The 20,927-nt window shown below is 64.7% G+C and carries 16 protein-coding genes and 2 tRNA genes; 7 read left to right on the forward strand and 11 right to left on the reverse strand.

What is annotated here, in order from left to right:
• Window positions 1-493: 493 nt before the first annotated feature.
• The 8 genes from J2S73_RS13790 to J2S73_RS13825 form a co-directional block, all read right to left on the reverse strand.
• Window positions 494-1,348, reverse strand: coding sequence for a universal stress protein (locus tag J2S73_RS13790; protein WP_306886128.1), 855 nt, complete (start codon window positions 1,346-1,348; stop codon window positions 494-496).
• 90 nt (window positions 1,349-1,438) lie between these two features.
• On the reverse strand, window positions 1,439-2,923 hold the full coding sequence (locus J2S73_RS13795) for a SulP family inorganic anion transporter (RefSeq protein WP_306886129.1): 1,485 nt from the start codon (window positions 2,921-2,923) through the stop codon (window positions 1,439-1,441).
• Window positions 2,924-3,380: 457 nt separating this feature from the next.
• Complete coding sequence (locus tag J2S73_RS13800; RefSeq protein WP_306886324.1) at window positions 3,381-3,656, reverse strand: HU family DNA-binding protein; 276 nt, start codon at window positions 3,654-3,656, stop codon at window positions 3,381-3,383.
• A 235-nt stretch (window positions 3,657-3,891) separates the two neighbouring features.
• Window positions 3,892-6,327 (reverse strand): endopeptidase La, encoded by a 2,436-nt coding sequence (gene lon / locus J2S73_RS13805; protein ID WP_306886130.1) that lies wholly within the window; start codon window positions 6,325-6,327, stop codon window positions 3,892-3,894.
• Window positions 6,328-6,728: 401 nt separating this feature from the next.
• The gene (clpX, locus tag J2S73_RS13810; protein WP_306886131.1) at window positions 6,729-7,997 is read right to left on the reverse strand and encodes an ATP-dependent Clp protease ATP-binding subunit ClpX; all 1,269 of its coding nucleotides are present in this window, start codon (window positions 7,995-7,997) and stop codon (window positions 6,729-6,731) included.
• Window positions 7,998-8,242: 245 nt separating this feature from the next.
• Complete coding sequence (locus tag J2S73_RS13815; protein ID WP_306886132.1) at window positions 8,243-8,866, reverse strand: ATP-dependent Clp protease proteolytic subunit; 624 nt, start codon at window positions 8,864-8,866, stop codon at window positions 8,243-8,245.
• A gap of 99 nt (window positions 8,867-8,965) precedes the next feature.
• The gene (gene tig, locus J2S73_RS13820; protein WP_306886133.1) at window positions 8,966-10,348 is read right to left on the reverse strand and encodes a trigger factor; all 1,383 of its coding nucleotides are present in this window, start codon (window positions 10,346-10,348) and stop codon (window positions 8,966-8,968) included.
• Between the two features lie 132 nt (window positions 10,349-10,480).
• A tRNA-Leu gene (locus J2S73_RS13825) sits at window positions 10,481-10,565 on the reverse strand.
• Between the two features lie 226 nt (window positions 10,566-10,791).
• Here J2S73_RS13825 and J2S73_RS13830 point away from each other — a divergent pair.
• Together J2S73_RS13830 and J2S73_RS13835 are read left to right on the forward strand one after the other, a co-directional pair.
• Window positions 10,792-12,468, forward strand: coding sequence for a methyl-accepting chemotaxis protein (locus J2S73_RS13830; RefSeq protein WP_306886134.1), 1,677 nt, complete (start codon window positions 10,792-10,794; stop codon window positions 12,466-12,468).
• A 435-nt stretch (window positions 12,469-12,903) separates the two neighbouring features.
• Entirely contained in the window at window positions 12,904-14,511 is a 1,608-nt protein-coding gene (locus J2S73_RS13835) for a hypothetical protein (protein ID WP_306886135.1), read from the forward strand.
• 20 nt (window positions 14,512-14,531) lie between these two features.
• On the opposite strand, the gene J2S73_RS13840 is transcribed toward J2S73_RS13835, so the two are convergent.
• On the reverse strand, window positions 14,532-16,034 hold the full coding sequence (locus tag J2S73_RS13840) for an NAD(P)H-hydrate dehydratase (RefSeq protein ID WP_306886325.1): 1,503 nt from the start codon (window positions 16,032-16,034) through the stop codon (window positions 14,532-14,534).
• 426 nt (window positions 16,035-16,460) lie between these two features.
• Between J2S73_RS13840 and J2S73_RS13845 the strand changes: the two genes are divergently transcribed.
• From J2S73_RS13845 to J2S73_RS13860, 4 genes are all read left to right on the forward strand, one after another.
• Entirely contained in the window at window positions 16,461-16,799 is a 339-nt protein-coding gene (locus J2S73_RS13845; RefSeq protein WP_306886137.1) for a P-II family nitrogen regulator, read from the forward strand.
• A gap of 79 nt (window positions 16,800-16,878) precedes the next feature.
• Complete coding sequence (gene glnA / locus J2S73_RS13850) at window positions 16,879-18,288, forward strand: type I glutamate--ammonia ligase (protein WP_306886138.1); 1,410 nt, start codon at window positions 16,879-16,881, stop codon at window positions 18,286-18,288.
• A gap of 222 nt (window positions 18,289-18,510) precedes the next feature.
• Window positions 18,511-18,768, forward strand: a complete 258-nt coding sequence (locus tag J2S73_RS13855) for a YMGG-like glycine zipper-containing protein (RefSeq protein ID WP_306886139.1) — start codon at window positions 18,511-18,513, stop codon at window positions 18,766-18,768.
• Window positions 18,769-18,987: 219 nt separating this feature from the next.
• Complete coding sequence (locus J2S73_RS13860; RefSeq protein WP_306886140.1) at window positions 18,988-19,242, forward strand: YMGG-like glycine zipper-containing protein; 255 nt, start codon at window positions 18,988-18,990, stop codon at window positions 19,240-19,242.
• Between the two features lie 230 nt (window positions 19,243-19,472).
• Here J2S73_RS13860 and cobU read toward each other — a convergent pair whose 3' ends face one another.
• Together cobU and J2S73_RS13870 are read right to left on the reverse strand one after the other, a co-directional pair.
• Window positions 19,473-20,036: a bifunctional adenosylcobinamide kinase/adenosylcobinamide-phosphate guanylyltransferase gene (gene cobU, locus J2S73_RS13865; protein ID WP_306886141.1), complete on the reverse strand. Its 564-nt coding sequence runs from the start codon at window positions 20,034-20,036 to the stop codon at window positions 19,473-19,475.
• Window positions 20,037-20,210: 174 nt separating this feature from the next.
• Window positions 20,211-20,516 carry a hypothetical protein gene (locus tag J2S73_RS13870; RefSeq protein WP_306886326.1) on the reverse strand — a complete coding sequence of 102 codons (306 nt, stop codon included), beginning with the start codon at window positions 20,514-20,516 and terminating at the stop codon, window positions 20,211-20,213.
• Between the two features lie 110 nt (window positions 20,517-20,626).
• Between J2S73_RS13870 and J2S73_RS13875 the strand changes: the two genes are divergently transcribed.
• Window positions 20,627-20,701: transfer RNA gene (locus J2S73_RS13875), tRNA-Asn, on the forward strand.
• The last annotated feature ends 226 nt before the right edge of the window (window positions 20,702-20,927 follow it).

Genomic DNA, 20,927 nt, shown 5'->3' on the forward strand with positions numbered 1-20,927 from the left:
TGAGACGGAACCAACACAGAAAAAATTCTGACGCTAGGTGTACTTGCAAACGCCGGGAGCAGGCTCCGGCAATCGTGCTTGCCAGCAATATGTCGAGCGGAAATGCCGCTCCCCCGGCACGCGCCCGACATGAATCCGGGGTGGGTCGATTCGCAAAAACCTCACCCGATTGCTCAGCATTAGCACTCGCGTCCTATGGTTGCAACTTGAAAACAGTTAACAACCGCAACCGCTTGAAATAGCACGTGCTTGAAGACGCGGCGGCGCGCCGCGGAAGAGCGATTACACGTCTCCGAACGCCTTCACGGGTCGGGTCAGCGATCGGAAAGGAGGTGGCCCCGTCCCGCAAGCTTCGGACTGAGCCGTCTGCAACCGGTCAGAGTGTTCCGAGCGGCCGTCAGATGACTGGGCCAGCCTTCGCCTGCCCGCTGGGACAGCGCAGAGAGCCCGGCTGCCAGTCCGCCAATGGCAAAACCGCCGCATGCAGGATGCGTCACCGGAACAGCATGACCGGGATCTTGCAGGAGCGGACCATCTCCGTGGTTGTCGACCCGATGACGAAGCTTCGGATCCGCGAGTGGCCATAGGCCCCCATCACAAGAAGCCCGATGCCTTCCGATTTCACCGCGTCGGCAATGACGCTGTCCGGCTGTCCCTTGACGATATCGGCAGAGACCTCGTAGCCGGCGCCTTCCAGCATCGCGCGCGCATCTGCGAGTTGCCGCTTGTGCTCCACGCTTTCATCGCCGACCAGAAGAACCCGGCATGTCAGCCCCGCGAACAGCGGACTGCGGGCGATGTGGTCGACCGCCTTCATGGCCGACGTGCCGCCGTCATAGGCGATCAGGATGCGCTCGATCGGCGTGAAGGCCCGCGCGGCGACGACCACCGGCTTCGTGCTGGAGCGGACGATCCGTTCGAGATTCGACCCCAGGTGGCCCTTAGCGAAGTCGGCCGCCTCGCCCCGTTTGCCGATGACGACGAGATCGGCGTCTGCCTCACTCTCCGCGACGGTCTCGACGATGTCGCCGATGCGAAGCCGCGTGGTCACGGAGCGAACCCCGGCGCTCTCCACGATCGCCTTGGCGTCTTCCAGGATCGCCCGCCCGCGTTTCTGGGCAAGCTTGGCACGCTGCTCGTCGAGACTGCTCAGCTCTTCCAGAAGCGCCGTCCGCGCGCCCAGCGAGATCGAACCGGAATAGTCCTGCTGCGACCCGGAGATCTCGCGCCGGCCCAGCACATGGAGGATCTCCACGGAGGCATCCGTCCGCGCCGCGATCCAGGCCGCATGCTGACAGACGCTGTGGGCGTAGATCGAGCCATCGACCAGCGCTACCAGTTTGCTCATTGAGCGTTCTCCCAATCCAACTTTCCGGCGCGGACAGCCTGAGACATCGGTGTGCGCGGAACCAGAGCCCGTTTCGCTTTTTTACGGGAGCTAGTGCCCGAGCAGGCTGTCCATCGCGCCCGGCTTGTCGTGGACGGCCAACTTGTCGACGATGGTCTCGCTCGCCTTGTTGAGACCGACGATCTCCACGTCAGCGCCCTCGCGCCGGAATTTCAGCACGATCATGTCCAGCGCCGCCACACTGGAAATGTCCCAGATATGCGCGCGACTCACGTCGATGGTCACCTTCTCCAGCGCCTCCTTGAAATCGAACGACGCGGAAAAGGCGTCGGCGGAGGCGAAGAAGACCTGGCCCTCGACCAGATAGGTGCGGTGGGTGCCGTCCTCCGAGATGGACGAGGTGACCCGCAGGAACTGCGCGATCTTCCAGGCGAAGAAGATCCCGGACAGAAGCACGCCGACGAGCACGCCGATGGCGAGATTGTGGGTGAAAACCACGCACGCGACCGTCGCGAGCATCACGATGGACGACGAGCGCGGATGGGTCCGCAGCTGCTTCACCGAGGACCAGGAGAAGGTGCCGATCGAGACCATGATCATCACCGCCACCAGGGCCGCCATCGGGATCTGCCGAACCCAGTCACCGAGCACGACAATCAGGAAGATCAGGAAAACGCCGGAGACGAAGGTGGACAGCCGCCCCCGCCCGCCCGACTTCACGTTGATCATCGACTGTCCGATCATCGCGCAGCCGGCCATGCCGCCGATAAAGCCGGTACAGAAGTTTGCGATGCCCTGGCCGACGCACTCCCTGTTCTTGTCGCTGGGCGTGTCGGTCAGTTCGTCGATGATGGACGCCGTCATCAGCGATTCCAGCAGCCCGACCGCCGCGATCGCTGCCGAATAGGGCAGGATGATCCAGAGCGTTTCCAGCGTCAGCGGCACGTCCGGAATCAGAAACACCGGCAGGGTCGAGGGCAATTCGCCCATATCGCCGACCGTCCTCAGATCGAAGCCGAACACGATCGACACCGTGGTCAGCACGAGGATGCAGATCAGCGGCGACGGGATCGCCGTCGTGATCCGCGGAAACAGGTAGATGATGGCGAGACCGGCGGCGACCATCACGTAGGTGAGCGACGGAACGCCGACGAGCTCCGGGATCTGCGCCATGAAGATCAGGATGGCGAGCGCGTTGACGAACCCGGTCATGACCGAGCGCGACACGAAGCGCATCAGATTGCCCAGCCGCAGATAGCCCGCCGCCACCTGCAGGACGCCCGCCAGCACGGTCGTCGCCAGCAGATACTCCAGGCCGTAGTCGCGAACGACCGCGCCCATCAGCACGGCGGTGGCGGCCGTGGCGGCGGAAATCATGCCCGGGCGCCCGCCGAAGATCGCCGTCAGCACCGCGATGGAGAACGACGCGTACAGTCCGACGCGGGGATCGACGCCGGCAATGATCGAAAAGGCGATCGCCTCGGGAATGAGCGCCAGCGCGACCACCAGGCCGGCAAGGACGTCGGCACGAATGTTGCCGAACCATTCGCGGCGATAGGCATGGAAAGAATGCATACGAAATCCGGGTGCGAACGAGCCTCGCGCCCACGCGGATCGCGACCGTCACGAGGAAGAAGAAGGGCGAAACGGGGTGCTGATCAGCGAACGCCGTTGCGCACGGTTCTAAAGGAACTCGATGCTGCAATGCAACATCGCCAGCGCTCTGATGCATGAAGGGTGGGCCACCATGTCCGCAGCACACAGTCCCCGCCACAGCGACCTCAGTGGCCGCTCCCTGCGGTCATCGAACCGGAAGCCATATCCTGTTGCGCCGAGGTTCCAACCGCACGGAAGGCTCAGGGACCAGCCGAAGGATCCCGGTGGCAGTGGTCGGCCAGAACGAAGGCTGGACATAAAAAAGCCGCCCGTGGGGCGGCCGGAAGCCTTGGGAGGGATCGGATCGATCCCGAGGCATTGAACGGATACGGGCGAGAGTCGCGGACAAGCCGGCGACTCTCGTCTCCGATACCGATCAGCTATTGACCAGTTCCTTGAGCGGCTTGCCGGCGCGGAACTTCGGCACCTTCGCGGCGGGAATCTTGATCGACTTGCCGGTGCGCGGATCGCGGCCCTCGGAGGCGGCACGCTCGCTCACCGCGAACACGCCGAAGCCGACGATACGGACTTCGTCGCCGCTCTTCAGGGCTGCGGAGATGGTGTCGAACATCGCGTCGACCGCCTTCTGAGCAGCGGGCTTCGTGAGTTCGGCTTTCTCGGCTACCTCGGCAACCAGATCATTCTTCTTCATATCGTTCCCTTTCCAATTGGACAGCCATGAAAATTCGGACGCCCCAGCCACCATCCTTGGTGCTGCGAATCAAGGCCGGGCGCAACCGTATTCTCACGATTTTTCCCGGAAATCCGACACTCTTGAGGCCCGAGCGCACAAAAAAACGCCCGCGGACTCATCCGCGGGCGCTTGATCTCCGGACATTGACGGTACAACCGGCCGATTCGGGCCGGCTCCACCGCGTCCGCGCGACTCAGTGAGCGCGCATGGTGGCGCCGTCGTCGTCCGGCACCGCGACCGGATCGTTGGCGTGCGCTGCCTCGTCCCACTCGATCGGCTCCGGCTGACGCACCAGCGCCTTGGCGAGGACCTCGTCCATCCGCGAGACCGGAACGATCTCGAGCTGGTTCTTCACCGTGTCCGGAATGTCGGCCAGATCCTTGGCGTTCTCTTCCGGGATGATCACGGTCTTGATCCCGCCCCTGAGGGCGGCCAGCAGCTTCTCCTTGAGACCGCCGATCGGCAGCACCCTGCCGCGGAGCGTGATCTCGCCGGTCATGGCCACGTCGCGCTTCACGGCGATCCCGGTCATGATGGAGATGACAGCCGTGGCCATCGCGATGCCCGCCGACGGACCATCCTTCGGCGTCGCGCCTTCCGGCACGTGCACGTGGATGTCCTTCTTGTCGAACATCGGCGGCTCGATGCCGAAGTCGACCGCCCGGGAGCGGACGTAGGACGCGGCGGCGGAGATGGACTCCTTCATCACGTCGCGAAGGTTGCCGGTGACCGTCATCTTGCCCTTGCCGGGCATCATGGCGCCTTCGATCGTCAGCAGTTCGCCACCGACCTCCGTCCACGCCAGACCGGTCGACACACCGACGGAATCCTCCAGTTCTGCCTGGCCGTAGCGATAGCGCGGCACGCCCAGATAGTCCTCGAGGGTCTCGTCGGTGACGGTCACCGAGGTCTTCTCCCCGTTGGCCATCACCAGTTCCTTGACGGCCTTACGGGCCACCGTCGCCAGCTCCCGCTCGAGATTGCGGACGCCGGCTTCCCGAGTGTACCGGCGGATCGTCGTGCGCATCGCCTCGTCGTCGATCGAAAACTCGCCGTCCTTTAGGCCGTGGTCGCGGATCGCCTTCGGCAGAAGATGCCGCTTGGCGATCTCCACCTTCTCGTCCTCGGTGTAGCCGGCGATCCGGATGATCTCCATCCGGTCCATCAGCGGCCCCGGGATGTTGAGGGTGTTGGCCGTGGTGATGAACATCACGTCCGACAGGTCGTACTCGACCTCCAGATAGTGGTCCATGAACGTCGAGTTCTGCTCGGGATCCAGCACCTCCAGAAGCGCCGACGACGGATCGCCGCGGAAGTCCATGCCCATCTTGTCGATCTCGTCGAGCAGGAAGAGCGGGTTGGACTTCTTGGCCTTCTTCATCGACTGGATGACCTTGCCGGGCATCGAGCCGATATAGGTCCGGCGATGACCGCGGATCTCCGACTCGTCGCGAACGCCGCCGAGCGACATGCGCACGAACTCACGTCCGGTCGCCTTGGCGATCGACTTGCCGAGCGAGGTCTTGCCGACGCCGGGCGGACCCACCAGGCACAGGATCGGACCCTTCAGCTTGTTGGCCCGGCTCTGCACGGCGAGATACTCGACGATCCGCTCCTTGACCTTCTCCAGGCCGTAGTGATCCGTCTCCAGAACCTCCTCGGCGTGCCTCAGGTCGTGCTTCACCCGCGAGCGCTTCTTCCACGGAAGGCCCAGCAGCCAGTCCAGATAGTTGCGGATGACCGTCGCCTCGGCCGACATCGGGCTCATCTGGCGCAGCTTCTTCAGCTCGCCATTGGCCTTCTCGCGGGCTTCCTTGGACAGCTTGGTCTTCTTGATCCGCTCGTCCAGCTCGGCCAGCTCGTCCTTGCCGTCCTCGCCGTCGCCCAGCTCCTTCTGGATCGCCCGCATCTGCTCGTTCAGGTAATACTCGCGCTGCGTCTTCTCCATCTGACGCTTGACCCGCGAGCGGATCCGCTTCTCCACCTGAAGCACGGAGATCTCGCTCTCCATCAGGCCGAGCACCTTTTCCAGGCGGTCGCTGACCGAGGAGATTCCCAGGATCTCCTGCTTCTCCGGGATCTTCACGGCGAGATGCGAGGCCACCGTGTCGGCGAGCTTGGCATAGTCCTCGATCTGAGAGACCGCGCCGATCACCTCCGGTGAAACCTTCTTGTTCAGCTTCACATAGTTCTCGAACTCGCTGACGACCGAGCGCGCGAGCGCCTGCGCCTCGACCGCATCGGGGATCTCCTCCTCGATCAGCTCGGCTTCGGCCTCGAAGTAGCCTTCGCTGTCGTTGAAGCCGGAAATCCGCGCACGGGCGTTGCCCTCCACCAGAACCTTCACGGTTCCGTCGGGCAGCTTCAGCAGCTGAAGCACCGTCGCCAGAGTGCCGACGTCGAAGATCGCGCTCGGCTCCGGATCGTCGTCACCGGCTTCCTTCTGGGTGGCGAGCAGGATCTGGTTGTCGTTCCGCATCACCTCTTCGAGCGCGCGGATCGACTTTTCCCGTCCCACGAACAAGGGCACGATCATGTGGGGGAACACGACGATGTCGCGAAGTGGCAACACCGGATAGACCTGATCCGTGTCCCCGCGCCGTGTATCCTGATTTTCCATGCTGCTCATGCATCCGTCCTTTCACAGAGCGGACGGCAGGGGTGGAGGCACGCCCGACCGCCGCTCTAGCCATTTTCCATCGACCGAGAGCTGGAACCAGAAAGAGGGTCTGATTGCAGGTCGATCCCGGAGACGAACTCGCCACTTCGATAACAATGCACGAGTCGCGCCACCGGATCTGCGGCATTCTCGACGGGGACGCTTTCCTGTGGATCGCTCCCGACACTCTCAGTCGGATGGCACCCGAATTCGGCATGCCGTCCGCCCGACGCCGCAGGCTTTATCGAATAGGTGGACAACCCGGTTAGGTGTTTCAAGTCGCAGCCGGAAACGGGTCCTCGCCGGGTTTGCCCCGGAACGCAAACAGGCCGCGAAATGCGGCCTGTTCGAAAACGTCCGATCGTATCCGCCTAGGCCGATGTCAACGAGCTCTCGGCCCGGTCGGCATAGATGTAGAGCGGCCGCGCCTTGCCCTCGACGACCTCCTGGGAGATCACCACCTCGCGCACGCCTTCCAGGCCCGGAAGCTCGTACATGGTGTCGAGCAGGATCTCTTCCATGATCGAGCGCAGGCCGCGGGCACCGGTCTTCCGCTCGATGGCCCGCCGCGCGATGGCCGCCAGCGCATCCTCGTGGAAGTTCAGCTCCACGCCCTCCATCTCGAACAGACGGGCGTACTGCTTGGACAGCGCGTTCTTCGGCTCGCGAAGGATCTGGACCAGGGCCTCCTCGTCGAGATCCTCGAGAGTGGCGATCACCGGCAGGCGACCCACGAACTCCGGAATGAGACCGAACTTCAGGAGGTCCTCCGGCTCCACCGCGTGGAACAGCTCGCCGGTCTTGCGGTCCTCCGGCGCCATCACCTGGGCCCCGAAGCCGATCGACGTGGTCCGGCCGCGATCGGAGATGATCTTCTCCAGGCCCGCGAAGGCGCCGCCGCAGATGAACAGGATGTTGGTCGTGTCGACCTGGAGGAACTCCTGCTGCGGATGCTTGCGTCCGCCCTGGGGCGGCACGCTGGCGACCGTGCCTTCCATGATCTTCAGAAGCGCCTGCTGCACGCCCTCGCCCGACACGTCGCGCGTGATCGACGGGTTGTCGGACTTGCGGCTGATCTTGTCGACCTCGTCGATATAGACGATGCCGCGCTGGGCGCGTTCGACGTTGTAGTCGGCCGCCTGCAGCAGCTTCAGGATGATGTTCTCGACATCCTCGCCGACATAGCCCGCCTCGGTGAGCGTGGTGGCGTCGGCCATGGTGAACGGCACGTCGAGGATGCGGGCCAGCGTCTGGGCGAGCAGCGTCTTGCCACAGCCAGTCGGGCCGATCAGAAGGATGTTCGACTTCGACAGCTCGACGTCGTTGTTCTTCGAGGCGTGGTTCAGCCGCTTGTAGTGGTTGTGGACGGCGACCGACAGCACCTTCTTCGCGCTCGGCTGGCCGATCACGTAGTCGTCGAGCACCTTCTGGATCTCGGACGGGGTCGGAATTCCGTCACGCGACTTCACCAGCGAGGATTTGTTCTCCTCGCGGATGATGTCCATGCACAGCTCGACGCATTCATCGCAGATGAACACGGTCGGCCCTGCGATCAGCTTCCGCACCTCATGCTGGCTCTTGCCGCAGAACGAGCAATAGAGGGTATTCTTGCTGTCGCTGCTGCCGCTGACCTTGCTCATCCAGTACCTCTTCGTGTCCATCAGCACCGCTCACCGAGCGATGCCCCATTTCCCCCCGGTCCCTATCGCACAGCAATCGGGTGCGAAACTCAACCTGCGGATTCGACCGCACCGTTGTTAGCCATGCAATCACGGTGCCCGTCGGCAAATCAAGCCTGCTCGGGGCTTAGAAATCCTTAAGAACCGCGGAAACGGGACCTCTTTGCCCGTCGACCGCCCGCAATCCGGCCGGCCGTCCGGCCGTCTTACGATTCCAGCGCAGTGCGGCTGGAAATCACCTGATCCACCAGCCCGAACTCCTGAGCCTTCTCAGGAGTCATATAGTTATCGCGCTCCAGCGCTTCCTCGATCTCGTCGAGCGCACGACCGGTGTGCTTCACGTAGATCTGATTGAGCCGCTTCTTCAGAGCCAGGATTTCCTGTGCATGGAGCTCGATGTCCGCGGCCGTCCCGCGGAAGCCGCCGGAGGGCTGATGCACCATGATCCGCGCGTTCGGCAGGGAGAATCGCAGGTCCTTGTCGCCGGCAGCAAGCAGGAGAGAGCCCATCGAGGCCGACTGGCCGATGCAAAGCGTGGAGATCTTCGGACGGATGAACTGCATGGTGTCGTAGATCGCCAGCCCGGACGTGACGATGCCGCCGGGCGAGTTGATGTAGAGGGCGATCTCCTTGTTCGGATTGTCCGCCTCCAGATAGAGCAGCTGCGCGCACGCCAGCGCGGCGACGCTGTCTTCGATCGGACCGGTGATGAACACGATGCGCTCCTTGAGGAGCCGCGAGAAGATGTCGTAGGCGCGCTCGCCCCGATTGGTCTGCTCGACAACCATCGGCACCAGCGTGCTCATGTAGGTATCAATCGGATCTTTCATGCCAGGTCCCGTTCAGGGCTAAGCCCAATTCGCATAGTGGCTGGGAGCGGCCGGCGGCCGCTCCGATCGAACGTCGATGGTTACCGCCCGGCAGCCGCCTCAGTGTTCGTGATCGTGGTCGTGATCATGATCGTGGTCATGGTCGTGACCGTCCGGATCGGTCATCAGCTCCTCGCGGCTCACCGGCTTCTCGGTGACGGTCACGAGCTCGAGCAGATAGTCGACCACCTTGTCCTCATATAGGGGCGCACGCAGCGTCGCCATCGCCTCCGGCGTTTTGGTGAAGTACTCGTAGGCCTGCTGCTCCTGGCCCGGGAACTGGCGCACGCGCTCGATCAGCGCCCGCTGCATCTCCTCGTCGCTCACCTGCACCTCGGCGTTCTCGCCGATGCGGGACAGGAGCAGACCGAGACGCACCCGGCGGTCGGCGATCTTGCGATAGTCCTCGCGAACGGCCTCCTCGGTGGTGTCGTCGTCCTCGAAAGACCGGCCGGATCGCTCGCGGTCCTGCTGCTCCTGCTGCCAGATGGAATCGAACTCGCTCTGAACGAGGCTTTCCGGCACCTCGAACTTGTAGCGTTCATCGAGCTCGTCGAGCAGAGCACGCTTGGCTTTCTCCCGGCTTGCACCGGCGTAGGCCGTTTCCATGCGCTCCTTCATGGCCTCGCGGAGCTTCTCCAGCGACTCCATACCGAGCCGTTCGGCGAAGGCGTCGTCCACGACCGCTTCCTGCGGCGTGGTGACCTCGGTCACCTTGACGTCGAAGGTCGCCGACTTGCCGGCGAGCTGTTCGGCCGGATAGTCCTCCGGGAACGACAGCGCGATCTCCTTCTCGTCGCCGTCGCTGACGCCGACCAGCTGCTCCTCGAAGCCGGGGATGAAGCGGCCCTCGCCCAGAACGAGTTCGACGTCATCGGCCGAACCGCCCTCGAACGGCTCGCCTTCCAGCTTGCCGACGAAGGAGAGCTTCACCTTGTCGCCGTCCGCGGCCGGGGCGCCCTTGGCGTCATAGGCCTTGTTGTGCTCGGCGAGGTGCTTGAGCTCCTTCTCGATCTCGTCCTCGGTCACCTCGGCGACCGGCTTCTCGATCTCGATCTTCTCGAACCCGCCGAGTTCGATCTCCGGAAGGATTTCGTAGGAGACCTTCACCGCCAGATCCGCCTGGCCTTCGACGATGCCTTCCATGGTCGTGCCTTCCATCAGGTCGACCTGGGGCTGGGTGGCGGGACGCTCTTCCCGCTCCTGCATCGCCTGCTGGACGGATTCGTTGAGAACCTCGCCGACGATCTCGCTCATGGCGCGCTTGCCGTACATCTTCTTCAGATGAGCCAGCGGCACCTTGCCCGGGCGGAAGCCGTTGAGCTTCACGTTGTCCTTCATGTCGGACAGATACCGGTCGAGCCGCTCGTCGAGCGTGGTTGCCGGTACGATGACCTCGAGCTCGCGCTTGAGTCCATCGGAGAGCGTCTCTTTGACCTGCATGCTGTTCTTCTTCGCTAGGAGCTATCAAAATGTCGGGTTAAGCGGCGTTCGCAGCGGACATGTGCGCGCAAACAGTGGCGGTGACATAAGAGATGCCCAAGCGCTTTTGCAAGGGCAGCCGCCCAAATGAGGTGGTGCGGGCGGAGGGATTTGAACCCCCACGGCTTGCGCCACCAGGACCTAAACCTGGCGTGTCTACCAATTCCACCACGCCCGCGCGGCTCGTTACTCGCGCACATCCACGCCAGCTTCGGTCGCTTCTCGCACAGAAATTACGCCGTGGCGACACTGTTCTCGCGCAATTTCCGAAGGCGCTGGGCAGTCGCAGATCTCCGGAATGATGCCTGTGGACGGAACAAGCTCCGAGCAAGCTTGTCGGAACAGAACTCCGGCTGGCTGCGCAACCGGACGCTGCAGTCTCCTTGCGCCACGAGAGAGAAAAAATGAAACTCAAGATCACCCAGCAACTGCTGGCCGTTTTCTGCCTCCTGACGATCGTTTCGATTGGCGGCGGCGGCATCATCTTCGCCACCAACAACTCCCTTTCGCGGAACGTCGACTGGACGATCCACACCTACGAGGTGCTGGACAAGGCGGACACGATCCTGGAAAGCATGATCAATCAGGAGACCGGACTGCGCGGATATCTGGTGACCGCCAACGAGGCGAGCCTCGATCCCTACAAGGCCGGCATCACGGAGTTTCAGACCGCGCTTGCGGACGCGAAGGACCTGACCAGCGACAATCCGGCCCAGCAGCAGCGCCTGGCCAAGATCGAGACCGGGGCGCAGAGCTGGCGCGAGGACATCGCCGAGACCGCGATCTCCCTGATGTCCAATCCGGCCACGCAGGAGGCTGCGCGCGACATCGAGCGCGAGGGCCGCGGCAAGGCATATTTCGACGCGCTCCGCGCGGACATCGCGGCCTTCGCCTCGGAGGAGCAGTCGCTTCTGTCGGTTCGTCAGGAGCGACGAGATGCCATGCAGCAGCGGATCGTGTTGGTGCTCCTCGGCTCGATCCTGGTGACCCTTCTGGTGACGATCGCCTCTGGCCTCTTCGTCAACCGCCGCATCGCACGGCCGCTGCGCCGGAGCACCGAGACCATGAACGCGCTGCGCCAGGGGAACTATGACGTGGCGATCGGAAACACGGATCGCAGCGACGAAATCGGCGAGATGAACGACGCCCTCGTCCAGTTCCGCGACGAGTTGGTCGAGGCAGTCGAGCTGCGCAAGCGGCAGGAAGCCGAGCGGGAAGCCGTGGCCGCGTCCACCCGCAACCGTGCCGAACTCGCAGAACGCTTCGCCGGCCGCATGCAGAATTTCGTCTCCACCTTCGGAGAATCCTCCACGAGCGTCGCAGACGCCGCGCGCAGCCTCTCGGTCGCGGCGGAAGAGACCACGCGCCAGGCCAGCGCCGTGGCGGGAGCTGCCGAATCGGCCGCCTCGAACGTTCAGACGGCCGCTGCCGGAACCGAGGAGCTTTCCGCATCGATCATGGCGATCTCCGAACAGGTTGCGTCTGCCAACCATGTCGCCGAGGAGGCGGTGAAGGGTGCGGAGCAGAGTTCCAGCTACATCCAGAACCTCGCGGACGCGGCGCAGCAGATCGGTGAAGTCGTGGACCTGATCACCAACATCGCCTCGCAGACGAACCTCCTTGCGCTGAACGCCACGATCGAAGCCGCCCGCGCCGGTGAATCGGGCAAGGGGTTTGCCGTGGTCGCCGCCGAGGTCAAAGGCCTTGCGGAGCAGACGACGAAGGCGACCGACGAGATCAGCCACAAGATCGGCGAGATCCAGTCCGCAACGACCACGACGGTCGGCCACATGCAGACGATCATCCAGACGATCGTGTCGATCCAGGAATACTCCAAAGCCATCGCGGATGCCGTCGACCAGCAAAGGGCGGCAACCGGAGAGATCGCCTCCAATACCCAGCTGGCAGCCTCCAGCACCACAGAGGTCACCAACAACATCTTCGGCGTCGGCGAAGCGGCGGAGATGACCGGCAAATCCTCTGTCGACCTGCTCCGTCTCTCGGATCATGTCGCGGGGCAGTCGGAGGATCTCCGCACCGAGGTCGACAGCTTCATCACCTCGCTGCGAAAGGCCTCGTAAGAGCTGGGAGGTCATCGCCGGTGAGCGGACGAATGCGCCCCCTCACCATTGCCTGATACCGGGCCGCATCGCGCATTGGCGCGTGCGGCCCTTGTTTTTTTCACCTGCCCCGCCGCCGACCGGCCAATGTGCGCATGGTCTGGTCCGCCGCGCGACGCACAGCGCCTCTCCCTGCATTCAGACCGCCATCGCGGCGCCGAGACCACGGCCCGATCGCACCGGAACTTTCGCTTCCGGCAATGCCACCGGGGTTTCGCGACAAGGGGTTCTCAACCCACGGAACCGGCTGGCAGAGGCCGCCCCAGTGCGCCGACGGAGGTCTCCGGCCCGCTCGCCTCTCCACCTTTTTCAATCACGGCCCTTGCCCTTCCGAAACGGGTCGGGTCAAGAACGCGCGTTCGAGGTCCGCACCGGGACTGAAATCAGGCGGCGTAAATGATTGGAAAGAGAATTCTGCACGACGCGAGAGTTCATGCGGTCGCCGTCGTGGTGCTGCTCGGTTGCCTCGCCGCGGTCTATTCGCTGACATCCCGGCCCAGCACGCCCGACTATCCTTTCGGCTGCGACCCGTTCGGCTACGCCCGCCAGCAGCAGCTGTTCCGGACCGACGGCCTGGTCGATGGCCTGGACACAAGGGTCAAAGCCCCGGAGGCCGGGTTCCTGATCGAGACTGCGAAGCAAGCGGGCCTGACACCGAAGCAGTTCGGCGAAATGATCGCCCCCCACTGCCACCACTACGAAGCCGGTACGGACAGCGTCATTCTGCAGTATCCGCCGGGCACCGGGTTTCTCCTCTCCCTGCTTCCGGCTGAACGCGAAGTTCAGGCTCTTCATGTCCTTTCGCTGTTCTTGCTGGTCGGCGTCTTCGGTGTCTTTGCCGTCGTTGGCCTGCCGATGATGTGGACGAGCGGCCTGGTTATCGCAGGCCTCGTTCCGATCGCGATGGCGCTGTCCAACTCCGCACTGATGGTCAGCGCGTCCATGCCGCCAACCATCGGTTTCGTGGCCCTCTTCACCGCGGTTCTGCTTTGGGCGACCCGTGTGCCGGACCGTCCGTCCTGGTGGGGAGGCGCGCTCATTGGCCTGGCGGCGGGCGTCCTGATCGACATTCGGGTGGCCAGCGTCTTCATCGTCCTGGGGATGGCGGCCTACATCGTGGTCGCAATGGGCACCTTGTCGCCCGGTGGTTTGGCGCGCCGGCTCCCGTTCGTGCTCGCCGGGCTCGCCGCATTCGCGGTTGCCGTCCTCCCCCATCTTGCAGCCAACGCGATCAATGCCGGGTCGCCGCTGGTCTCAACCTATGGCGACGCCGATTCCGCCGGACCGAATCTCAGCACGGCGCTGATCGCCCGCAACCTGCACTACTATTTCCTGGAGACGCCTGCCTGGCCCATCGCCTGGGCTGCTGTCGCAGCAATCCTGGCGGCGACAGCCATGGCGCTGTGGGGACCCGCCCACAGCAGACGCCGATCTGCAGCCGCGGCGATCGGCGGGGCACTGTCCTTCGGCGTATCGGTGGCGTTCTTCGCGACCCATCAGATCGCCGCATCACCCTATCTGATACCGACGGCGGCGTTCTGCGTGAGCATCTGTGTCTTCGCGCTCGCCCAATCGGCGGCGGCATCCACCCCTGACCGCTTCACGCTTCGGGCCGCCGGTGTCGTGACCGCGTTCACGGCAGCGCTTGCCATCGGCCAGACCGTCCAGTTGGAGCGCCATTCGTACTCGGTCGACGCTCCAGCCGCCCTGCTTGCGCCCGAGGCGGTCGTCTGGGCCGACATGACCAGCGGCACGATCTATTTCTACACCGGAAAATATGCCGCCAAGGTCATCTTCACCGGGGAATGCGAGCAGAACAGGCTGATACAGGCAGTCGCCGACACCGGACGGCAACAGTTCATTGTCGTCGACAGCGACTCCATGCAGCGCCTCGTCGACCGGCTCGGAGCATCCACCCGTCTCGAAGAGGCGGGAACCCTGCGGGCACGCGAGGAGCGGGCAATCTATCGGCTGCCGCCCGACGCCTCCCTTCCCTCCTGCTAGCGACGTTTCCGCTCGGATGATCACATCCGGGCGATCACCGCCTTGAGAGCCGGTGCCAGATCTTCAGCGATCAGGCCCGGCCCGGCGACCCGCCCGGCCTCGCCGTGCATCCAGACCGCCATGGCGGCCGCCTCGAAGGCGGGGAGCAGCTGCGCCAGCAGGCCCGTGGCGATCCCGGCCAGGACGTCCCCCGCCCCCGCCGTGGCGAGCCAGGGCGGCGCATTGTCGGCGATGGCGGCCCGGCCGTCCGGTGCGGCAACGACCGTGTCCGGCCCCTTCAGGATCACGACCGCCCCGCTGCGCGCCGCCGCGAGTCTTGCGCGATCCAGCTTGGATGGCGCCTCCTCGTCGCTACCGTCATCAGCCGATGACCCTTCCGCCAGATCCGGGAAGAGCCGGGCGAACTCGCCCTCGTGCGGGGTCAGCACCACGGGACGATCCGGTCGGGCGGCGATCGCCGAAAACAGCTCCGCCGGCGCATCGGCTAAACTGGTCAGCGCATCGGCATCCAGAACCACCCCGCGATCGCCGTCGAGAATCGCTCGTACCGAGGCGGCCGTGTCGGGCCCCACCCCGGCGCCCGGACCGATCGCCACGGCATTGAGCCGCCGGTCGGCGAGAAGCGTGGCCAGGCCTTCCGCGCCGTCCACCGATCGCACCATCACGGCCGTCAGATGCGCCGCGTTGATCATCAGCGCCGACGGAGGCGAGGCCACCGTCACGAGCCCGGCTCCGGCCCGCAGCGCAGCCCCGGCAGCGAGGCGCGCCGCGCCGGTCTGGGCCATCGGGCCCGACACCACCACCGCATGACCGCGCGCGTATTTGTGGCCGTCGACCGACGGAGGCCGCCAGCTCCCGTGCCAGAGAGCGGGAGCATTGCGGAACGCGGCCGGCTCCAAGACGCCGAGGGCCGCCTCCGGAATTCCGATGTCCGCGAGCGTCACCTCCCCGCATCGCGTTCGTCCGGGCAGGAGAAGATGCCCGGGCTTGAGACGAAAGAAGGTGACGGTCGCATCGGCCTCGACCGCGGGCCCCAGCGCGCGTCCGGAGCGGCCGGAGACGCCGCTCGGCAGATCAACGGCCACCACGTCGGCAGGCGATGCGTTGATGGCCGCCACGATATCGGCCGCGAGACCTTCGAGCGGTCGGGCCAGCCCGGCCCCGAACAGAGCATCCACGACCAGATCGCACTGGCCGGGCGCCTCGGTATCGGCCGCTTCGACCGCCCCCTCCCAGGCGTCTGCTGCGAGAGCGGCATCCCCGGTCAGCTTCTCCCGGGCACCGAGCAGTTGCAGACGTACGTCATAGCCGCGCCGACGCAGGTCGGCGGCGGCTACGAACCCGTCGCCCCCGTTGTTGCCGGGTCCGGAAATCACCAGGATCCGGGCGTCGGCGGACGCCCGCGCGGCCACCACGTCGGCGACCGCCCGACCGGCCCGATCCATCAGAACGATCCCGGGCGTGCCCCGCTCGATCGCGAACCGGTCCGCCTGTGCCATCTCCGCCGGCGTCAAAAGCTCAATCACTGTCCGGCCCCTTCCGATCCTCGTCGCCTTTGTCGCTGCGGCCAGAAGGCCGGCGTCTCCTTCTTCCCAGAATCCGAGCCACTGCGAAACGGCGCAGATCAAATCCGACGGCGGCCCTGAAAACGCGCAGGTACCCCGATTAATTTATGGGCAAATTGATTATTTGTTAGGCTACGTTTTCGGGATTGCCCGCACGTCGTCCGTGGCCCACTGTGCCGATCCGGGCACGCAACCGGCCGCCCGCCGCGCCCAGCGCGCCGGTGCGGCGACACCTGCCGGCTGTTGGGTTCCGTCCCTGCGACCCGGTCGGCGTGCACGAAAATTCCTGTGTCATCATGCCTTCGCGGAAGATGGCACGCCCCATGCTAGACGGTCGGAGTACCGGCACATGTCGGTTTCAGTGGAGCCGCGGAAAGGGAGGCGATGAAGAAGATCGAGGCGATCATCAAGCCCTTCAAGCTTGATGAAGTGAAAGAGGCGCTCCAGGAGGTTGGCCTTCAAGGGATTACCGTGACCGAGGCCAAGGGCTTCGGGCGCCAGAAGGGCCACACCGAACTCTATCGGGGAGCCGAGTACGTTGTCGATTTCCTTCCCAAGGTGAAAGTCGAGATCGTGCTTGGCGACGAGCTGGTCGAAAAGGCCGTGGACGCCATCCGGAATGCGGCACAGACCGGTCGTATCGGCGACGGCAAGATCTTCGTCTCGAACGTCGAGGATGCTATCCGCATCCGCACCGGCGAAACCGGCATAGATGCGATCTGATCCTAAGCCTTCGCCGATCAATCCCCTCCCCTCCCGAGTTTTAACCCGGATCAAAACCTAAAATCTGAGGATAGTTTCCATGAGCACAGCCCAAGACGTCTTGCAGACGATCAAGGACAAAGACGTCAAGTTCCTTGACCTGCGCTTCACCGATCCGCGCGGCAAGCTGCAGCACGTCACGATGGATGTGGCGGTCGTCGACGAGGACATGTTCGCCGACGGCGTGATGTTCGACGGCTCCTCGATCGCGGGCTGGAAGGCGATCAACGAGTCCGACATGACGTTGATGCCCGATCCCGAGACCGCGCACGTCGATCCCTTCTTCGCCCAGACCACCATGTCGATCTTCTGCGACATCCTGGATCCGGTCACCGGCGAGGCCTACAACCGCGACCCGCGCACGACCGCCAAGAAGGCCGAGGCCTACGTGAAGTCCGGCGGCTTCGGCGACAGCGTGTTCTTCGGCCCGGAAGCCGAGTTCTTCGTGTTCGACGACGTGCGCTTCGCGACCGAGCCCTACGACACCGGCTTCCAGATCGATTCGATCGAGCTGCCGTCCAACATGGGCACCGAATACGACACCGGTAACCTCGGTCACCGTCCGCGCACCAAGGGCGGCTACTTCCCGGTTCCGCCGATCGACAGCGCCCAGGACATGCGCTCGGAAATGCTCTCGGTCATGGCCGAGATGGGCGTCTCCGTGGAGAAGCACCACCACGAAGTGGCGGCCGCCCAGCATGAGCTCGGCCTGAAGTTCGCGCCGATGACCCTCGTCGGCGACCACATGCAGATCTACAAGTACGTGGTGCACCAGGTCGCCAACGCCTACGGCAAGACCGCGACCTTCATGCCGAAGCCGGTCTATGGCGACAACGGCACGGGCATGCACTGCCACCAGTCGATCTGGAAGGACGGCAAGCCAGTCTTCGCCGGCAACCTCTATGCCGACCTCTCCGAAGACTGCCTGTTCTACATCGGCGGCATCCTGAAGCACGCCAAGTCGATCAACGCCTTCACCAACCCGTCGACCAACTCCTACAAGCGTCTGGTCCCGGGCTACGAGGCGCCGGTGCTGCTGGCCTATTCCGCGCGCAACCGCTCGGCGTCCTGCCGCATCCCGTTCGGCTCCTCACCGAAGGCCAAGCGCATCGAGGTCCGCTTCCCGGATCCGTCGGCGAACCCCTACCTCGCCTACACCGCGATGCTGATGGCCGGCCTCGATGGCATCAAGAACAAGATCCATCCGGGCGACCCGATGGACAAGAACCTCTACGACCTGCCGCCGGAGGAGCTGAAGGAGATCCCGACCGTCTGCGCAAGCCTGCGCGAGGCGCTTGAATCTCTCGACGCCGACCGCGACTACCTGAAGGCCGGCGGCGTGATGGACGACGACCAGATCGACGCCTACATCGAGCTGAAGATGGAAGAGGTCATCCGGTACGAGCACACGCCGCACCCGGTTGAGTTCGACCTCTACTACTCGGTCTGATCGATCGCATCGGAGGCATCCGCCTCCCCTGTCGAACGCACGAAGCCCCGGGCCGGAAGGTCCGGGGCTTCTTGCGTTTTCAGGCACCGATATCGGCGCCCTTTCCAACTTTTTTGGAACCCTGGCCCTTCCCCGCGCATTCGCAGCGACCGGGCGAACGATCCGACCGTCCATCAGACGGGGTTCGCGCCGGCATGACCCTTTGTTCCGGAGGAATACGGCATGAAAGTTCTGGTAATCGCCGCCATTATGGCCACAAGCCTCGCCGCCTGCAGCTCCTATTCGACGAGCGACCGTGCGCTTGCGGGCGGCGCGATCGGAGGTGCCTCGGGTGCGGCGATCGGCGCGGCCGCCGGTGGCTCCACGGGTGCGGCACTGGCCGGCGGCGCGATCGGTGCTGGCGCAGGCGCGCTCGCCGGTGCGGCCACCACGCCCAAGGCCTGCCGCGATCGCTATGGTCGGGCTGTCGCCTGCCCGTAACGCCGGTCACTTCCATGCAGTGATCTGATCGATGTCTTCGGACCTCCGGGTCCGGAGACATTGTTTTGTGGACTGGTTCGTGACCATCCCGAGCCGGTCTCGCGCAAGCTTGGGAAGAGACCCTGGCGTTCCGTGGGGCTTGCCGGTGGCCGACAGTATGTCTCTACTGTTCGCGATCGTCCCGGCGTCTCCGCTGCTTCGCCAACAAGAGGTCTCTTCATGAAAATCGTGCTCGCCCTCGCCCTTGCTGCCAGCCTGGCGGCCTGCAACTCCTATTCGACCCGCGACCGGGCTCTGGTCGGCGGCGCTGTCGGTGCCGGGTCGGGGGCCCTGATTGCGGGTGCGGCGGCCGGGACGGGCGGAGCGGCCCTTGCCGGCGGCATTATCGGCGGCGCGGCTGGCGCGATCCTCGGCGGAGCGACCACACCGAAAGCCTGTCGCGATGCCTACGGCCGCGCGGTGCGCTGCCCGTAGACTTCCCCCTTCTGAGTCGAACCGGTCTAAGGGCACGGCTTTCTCAAGCACTCCTGTCCGCAGCCGTGTCCTGCCGAAGGGATCCGGCGGTCCTGTCCGAGCGGAGAGGGCTCAGAACCCCTGTCATTGCGCTTGCCAGTCGATACGGGAGGGGGCGGTCCGGGCTGATTCGGCGCAGAGGGTCACCGCCCGCAGGCACATTTCACCGATTTGTGCCTGCCCGATCGCCCTCAGCGGAGCGCGATGTCCGGGCAGGACGCACCCGGCAGAACGAGGGCCCGCCCGGCAACCACCAGAACGGCAGCGTCGACGATGGCGGCAACGGCCTGATTGAGCCGTCCCTGATGGTCCCGGAAGGCACGCGCCAGGGCGTTCTCCGGCACGATGCCGCCGCCCACCTCGTTTGAGACGAGAATCACGGGACCGGCCACCTCGCGAAGCGCCCCGCAGAGCCGCTCCGTTTCCGCATCCACGTCCCGGCCCTCCGCCATCAGGTTGGAGAGCCAGAGCGTCAGGCAGTCCACAAGGACGACCGTCTCCGCCCCGGCTGATCGCTCAACCGCACCCACGAGATCGAGCGGCTCCTCCACAGTGGTCCATTCCGTCCCCCGCCGGTGCCGATGCAGGGCGATCCTGTCGGCCATCTCGCCGTCGCGAGGCGGCCCCGCAGTCGCGAGATAGACCAGCCGGAGCCCAGATGTCTGTGCGAGGGTCTCCGCTGTTCGGCTCTTTCCCGAGCGCGCGCCGCCCAGAACCAGGACCGAACGTGCCTCCATCCCGCCTGTTTCCGTCATGTCGTCTCCTTTGCCGCCGGTCGGCCGATGCCGGCCGAAGGCGCCGTCTCGCGCCAGCCCTATCCGGAATCGGCAGATCCGGTCGAGACCCGGCTGGCTGGACCGGGATCGACCTGCGTCAGAAGCCGATGCCCCTTCTCTCGCCCGGCCGTCATCCTCCGAACGGAAAACGCTCTACGGGTGCCCGCCGGTCGGCCCGCCGTCTCCGGTCCGGCTGGCCGCCTCGCTTTCGCGAGGCTTGCCTCGCCGTCGGGCGACCCATCTGCCCAGCCGCACGTCCAGGCGTCTGCGCCAGCGCCGCACGAGCGGGCTGTCGACGGACAGGACGATGAGGCCGAGCGGCGCCATCCAGAACCCGAGAATGGGCAGGAACCCAAGGAAACCGCCCAGAATCAGGGCACTGCCCAGCCCCACCCGCAGGCCGCGGGATCTTGGCAACGGAAGTCTCCGACCGGCGAATTTGACGTCAGCCACAGGCAGCCTTTCTGGTCGCGCCTTTGTTCTGGATATGTTGATTGCGCGGTGCGGCGCACTTGGCAACGCTCCCTCGGCTTGATATAGGGGCCGCTCACGAACACGATGTGTCGTGGTCCCCGGTAGCTCAGTGGTAGAGCAATCGGCTGTTAACCGATTGGTCGCTGGTTCGAATCCGGCCCGGGGAGCCAACCTTTCGCCGAGGGCGTTGATTTCACCCAGGAAATCCGCCCCAGGCGCGCTCCTTCCTGACATAGCTCCCAATGAATGTCGGTCTGGAGGCACTGCGGGTTACGAATCCGCGGCTCCCATAACCACCGCAGACACTTGCCGCGCTGACCGGTTCGAGCTCACGCTGCGGAGATCAACGACGTCCGATTGCGAAAGCCTTCCCGAGATGGACCGTACCCGCGTGAT

The sequence above is a fragment of the Amorphus orientalis genome, from assembly GCF_030814015.1.
Lineage (GTDB): Bacteria > Pseudomonadota > Alphaproteobacteria > Rhizobiales > Amorphaceae > Amorphus > Amorphus orientalis.

What these genes read in the sequence shown, in the direction of transcription:
- J2S73_RS13855 (WP_306886139.1), top strand. Translation starts at nt 18,511, where the DNA reads ATGAAAGTTCTGGTAATCGCCGCCATTATGGCCACAAGCCTCGCCGCC.
- J2S73_RS13815 (WP_306886132.1), bottom strand. Translation starts at nt 8,866, where the DNA reads ATGAAAGATCCGATTGATACCTACATGAGCACGCTGGTGCCGATGGTT.
- lon (WP_306886130.1), bottom strand. Translation starts at nt 6,327, where the DNA reads ATGAGCAGCATGGAAAATCAGGATACACGGCGCGGGGACACGGATCAG.
- J2S73_RS13835 (WP_306886135.1), top strand. Translation starts at nt 12,904, where the DNA reads ATGATTGGAAAGAGAATTCTGCACGACGCGAGAGTTCATGCGGTCGCC.
- J2S73_RS13790 (WP_306886128.1), bottom strand. Translation starts at nt 1,348, where the DNA reads ATGAGCAAACTGGTAGCGCTGGTCGATGGCTCGATCTACGCCCACAGC.
- J2S73_RS13830 (WP_306886134.1), top strand. Translation starts at nt 10,792, where the DNA reads ATGAAACTCAAGATCACCCAGCAACTGCTGGCCGTTTTCTGCCTCCTG.
- clpX (WP_306886131.1), bottom strand. Translation starts at nt 7,997, where the DNA reads ATGAGCAAGGTCAGCGGCAGCAGCGACAGCAAGAATACCCTCTATTGC.
- tig (WP_306886133.1), bottom strand. Translation starts at nt 10,348, where the DNA reads ATGCAGGTCAAAGAGACGCTCTCCGATGGACTCAAGCGCGAGCTCGAG.
- J2S73_RS13795 (WP_306886129.1), bottom strand. Translation starts at nt 2,923, where the DNA reads ATGCATTCTTTCCATGCCTATCGCCGCGAATGGTTCGGCAACATTCGT.
- J2S73_RS13845 (WP_306886137.1), top strand. Translation starts at nt 16,461, where the DNA reads ATGAAGAAGATCGAGGCGATCATCAAGCCCTTCAAGCTTGATGAAGTG.
- cobU (WP_306886141.1), bottom strand. Translation starts at nt 20,036, where the DNA reads ATGACGGAAACAGGCGGGATGGAGGCACGTTCGGTCCTGGTTCTGGGC.
- J2S73_RS13800 (WP_306886324.1), bottom strand. Translation starts at nt 3,656, where the DNA reads ATGAAGAAGAATGATCTGGTTGCCGAGGTAGCCGAGAAAGCCGAACTC.
- J2S73_RS13860 (WP_306886140.1), top strand. Translation starts at nt 18,988, where the DNA reads ATGAAAATCGTGCTCGCCCTCGCCCTTGCTGCCAGCCTGGCGGCCTGC.
- glnA (WP_306886138.1), top strand. Translation starts at nt 16,879, where the DNA reads ATGAGCACAGCCCAAGACGTCTTGCAGACGATCAAGGACAAAGACGTC.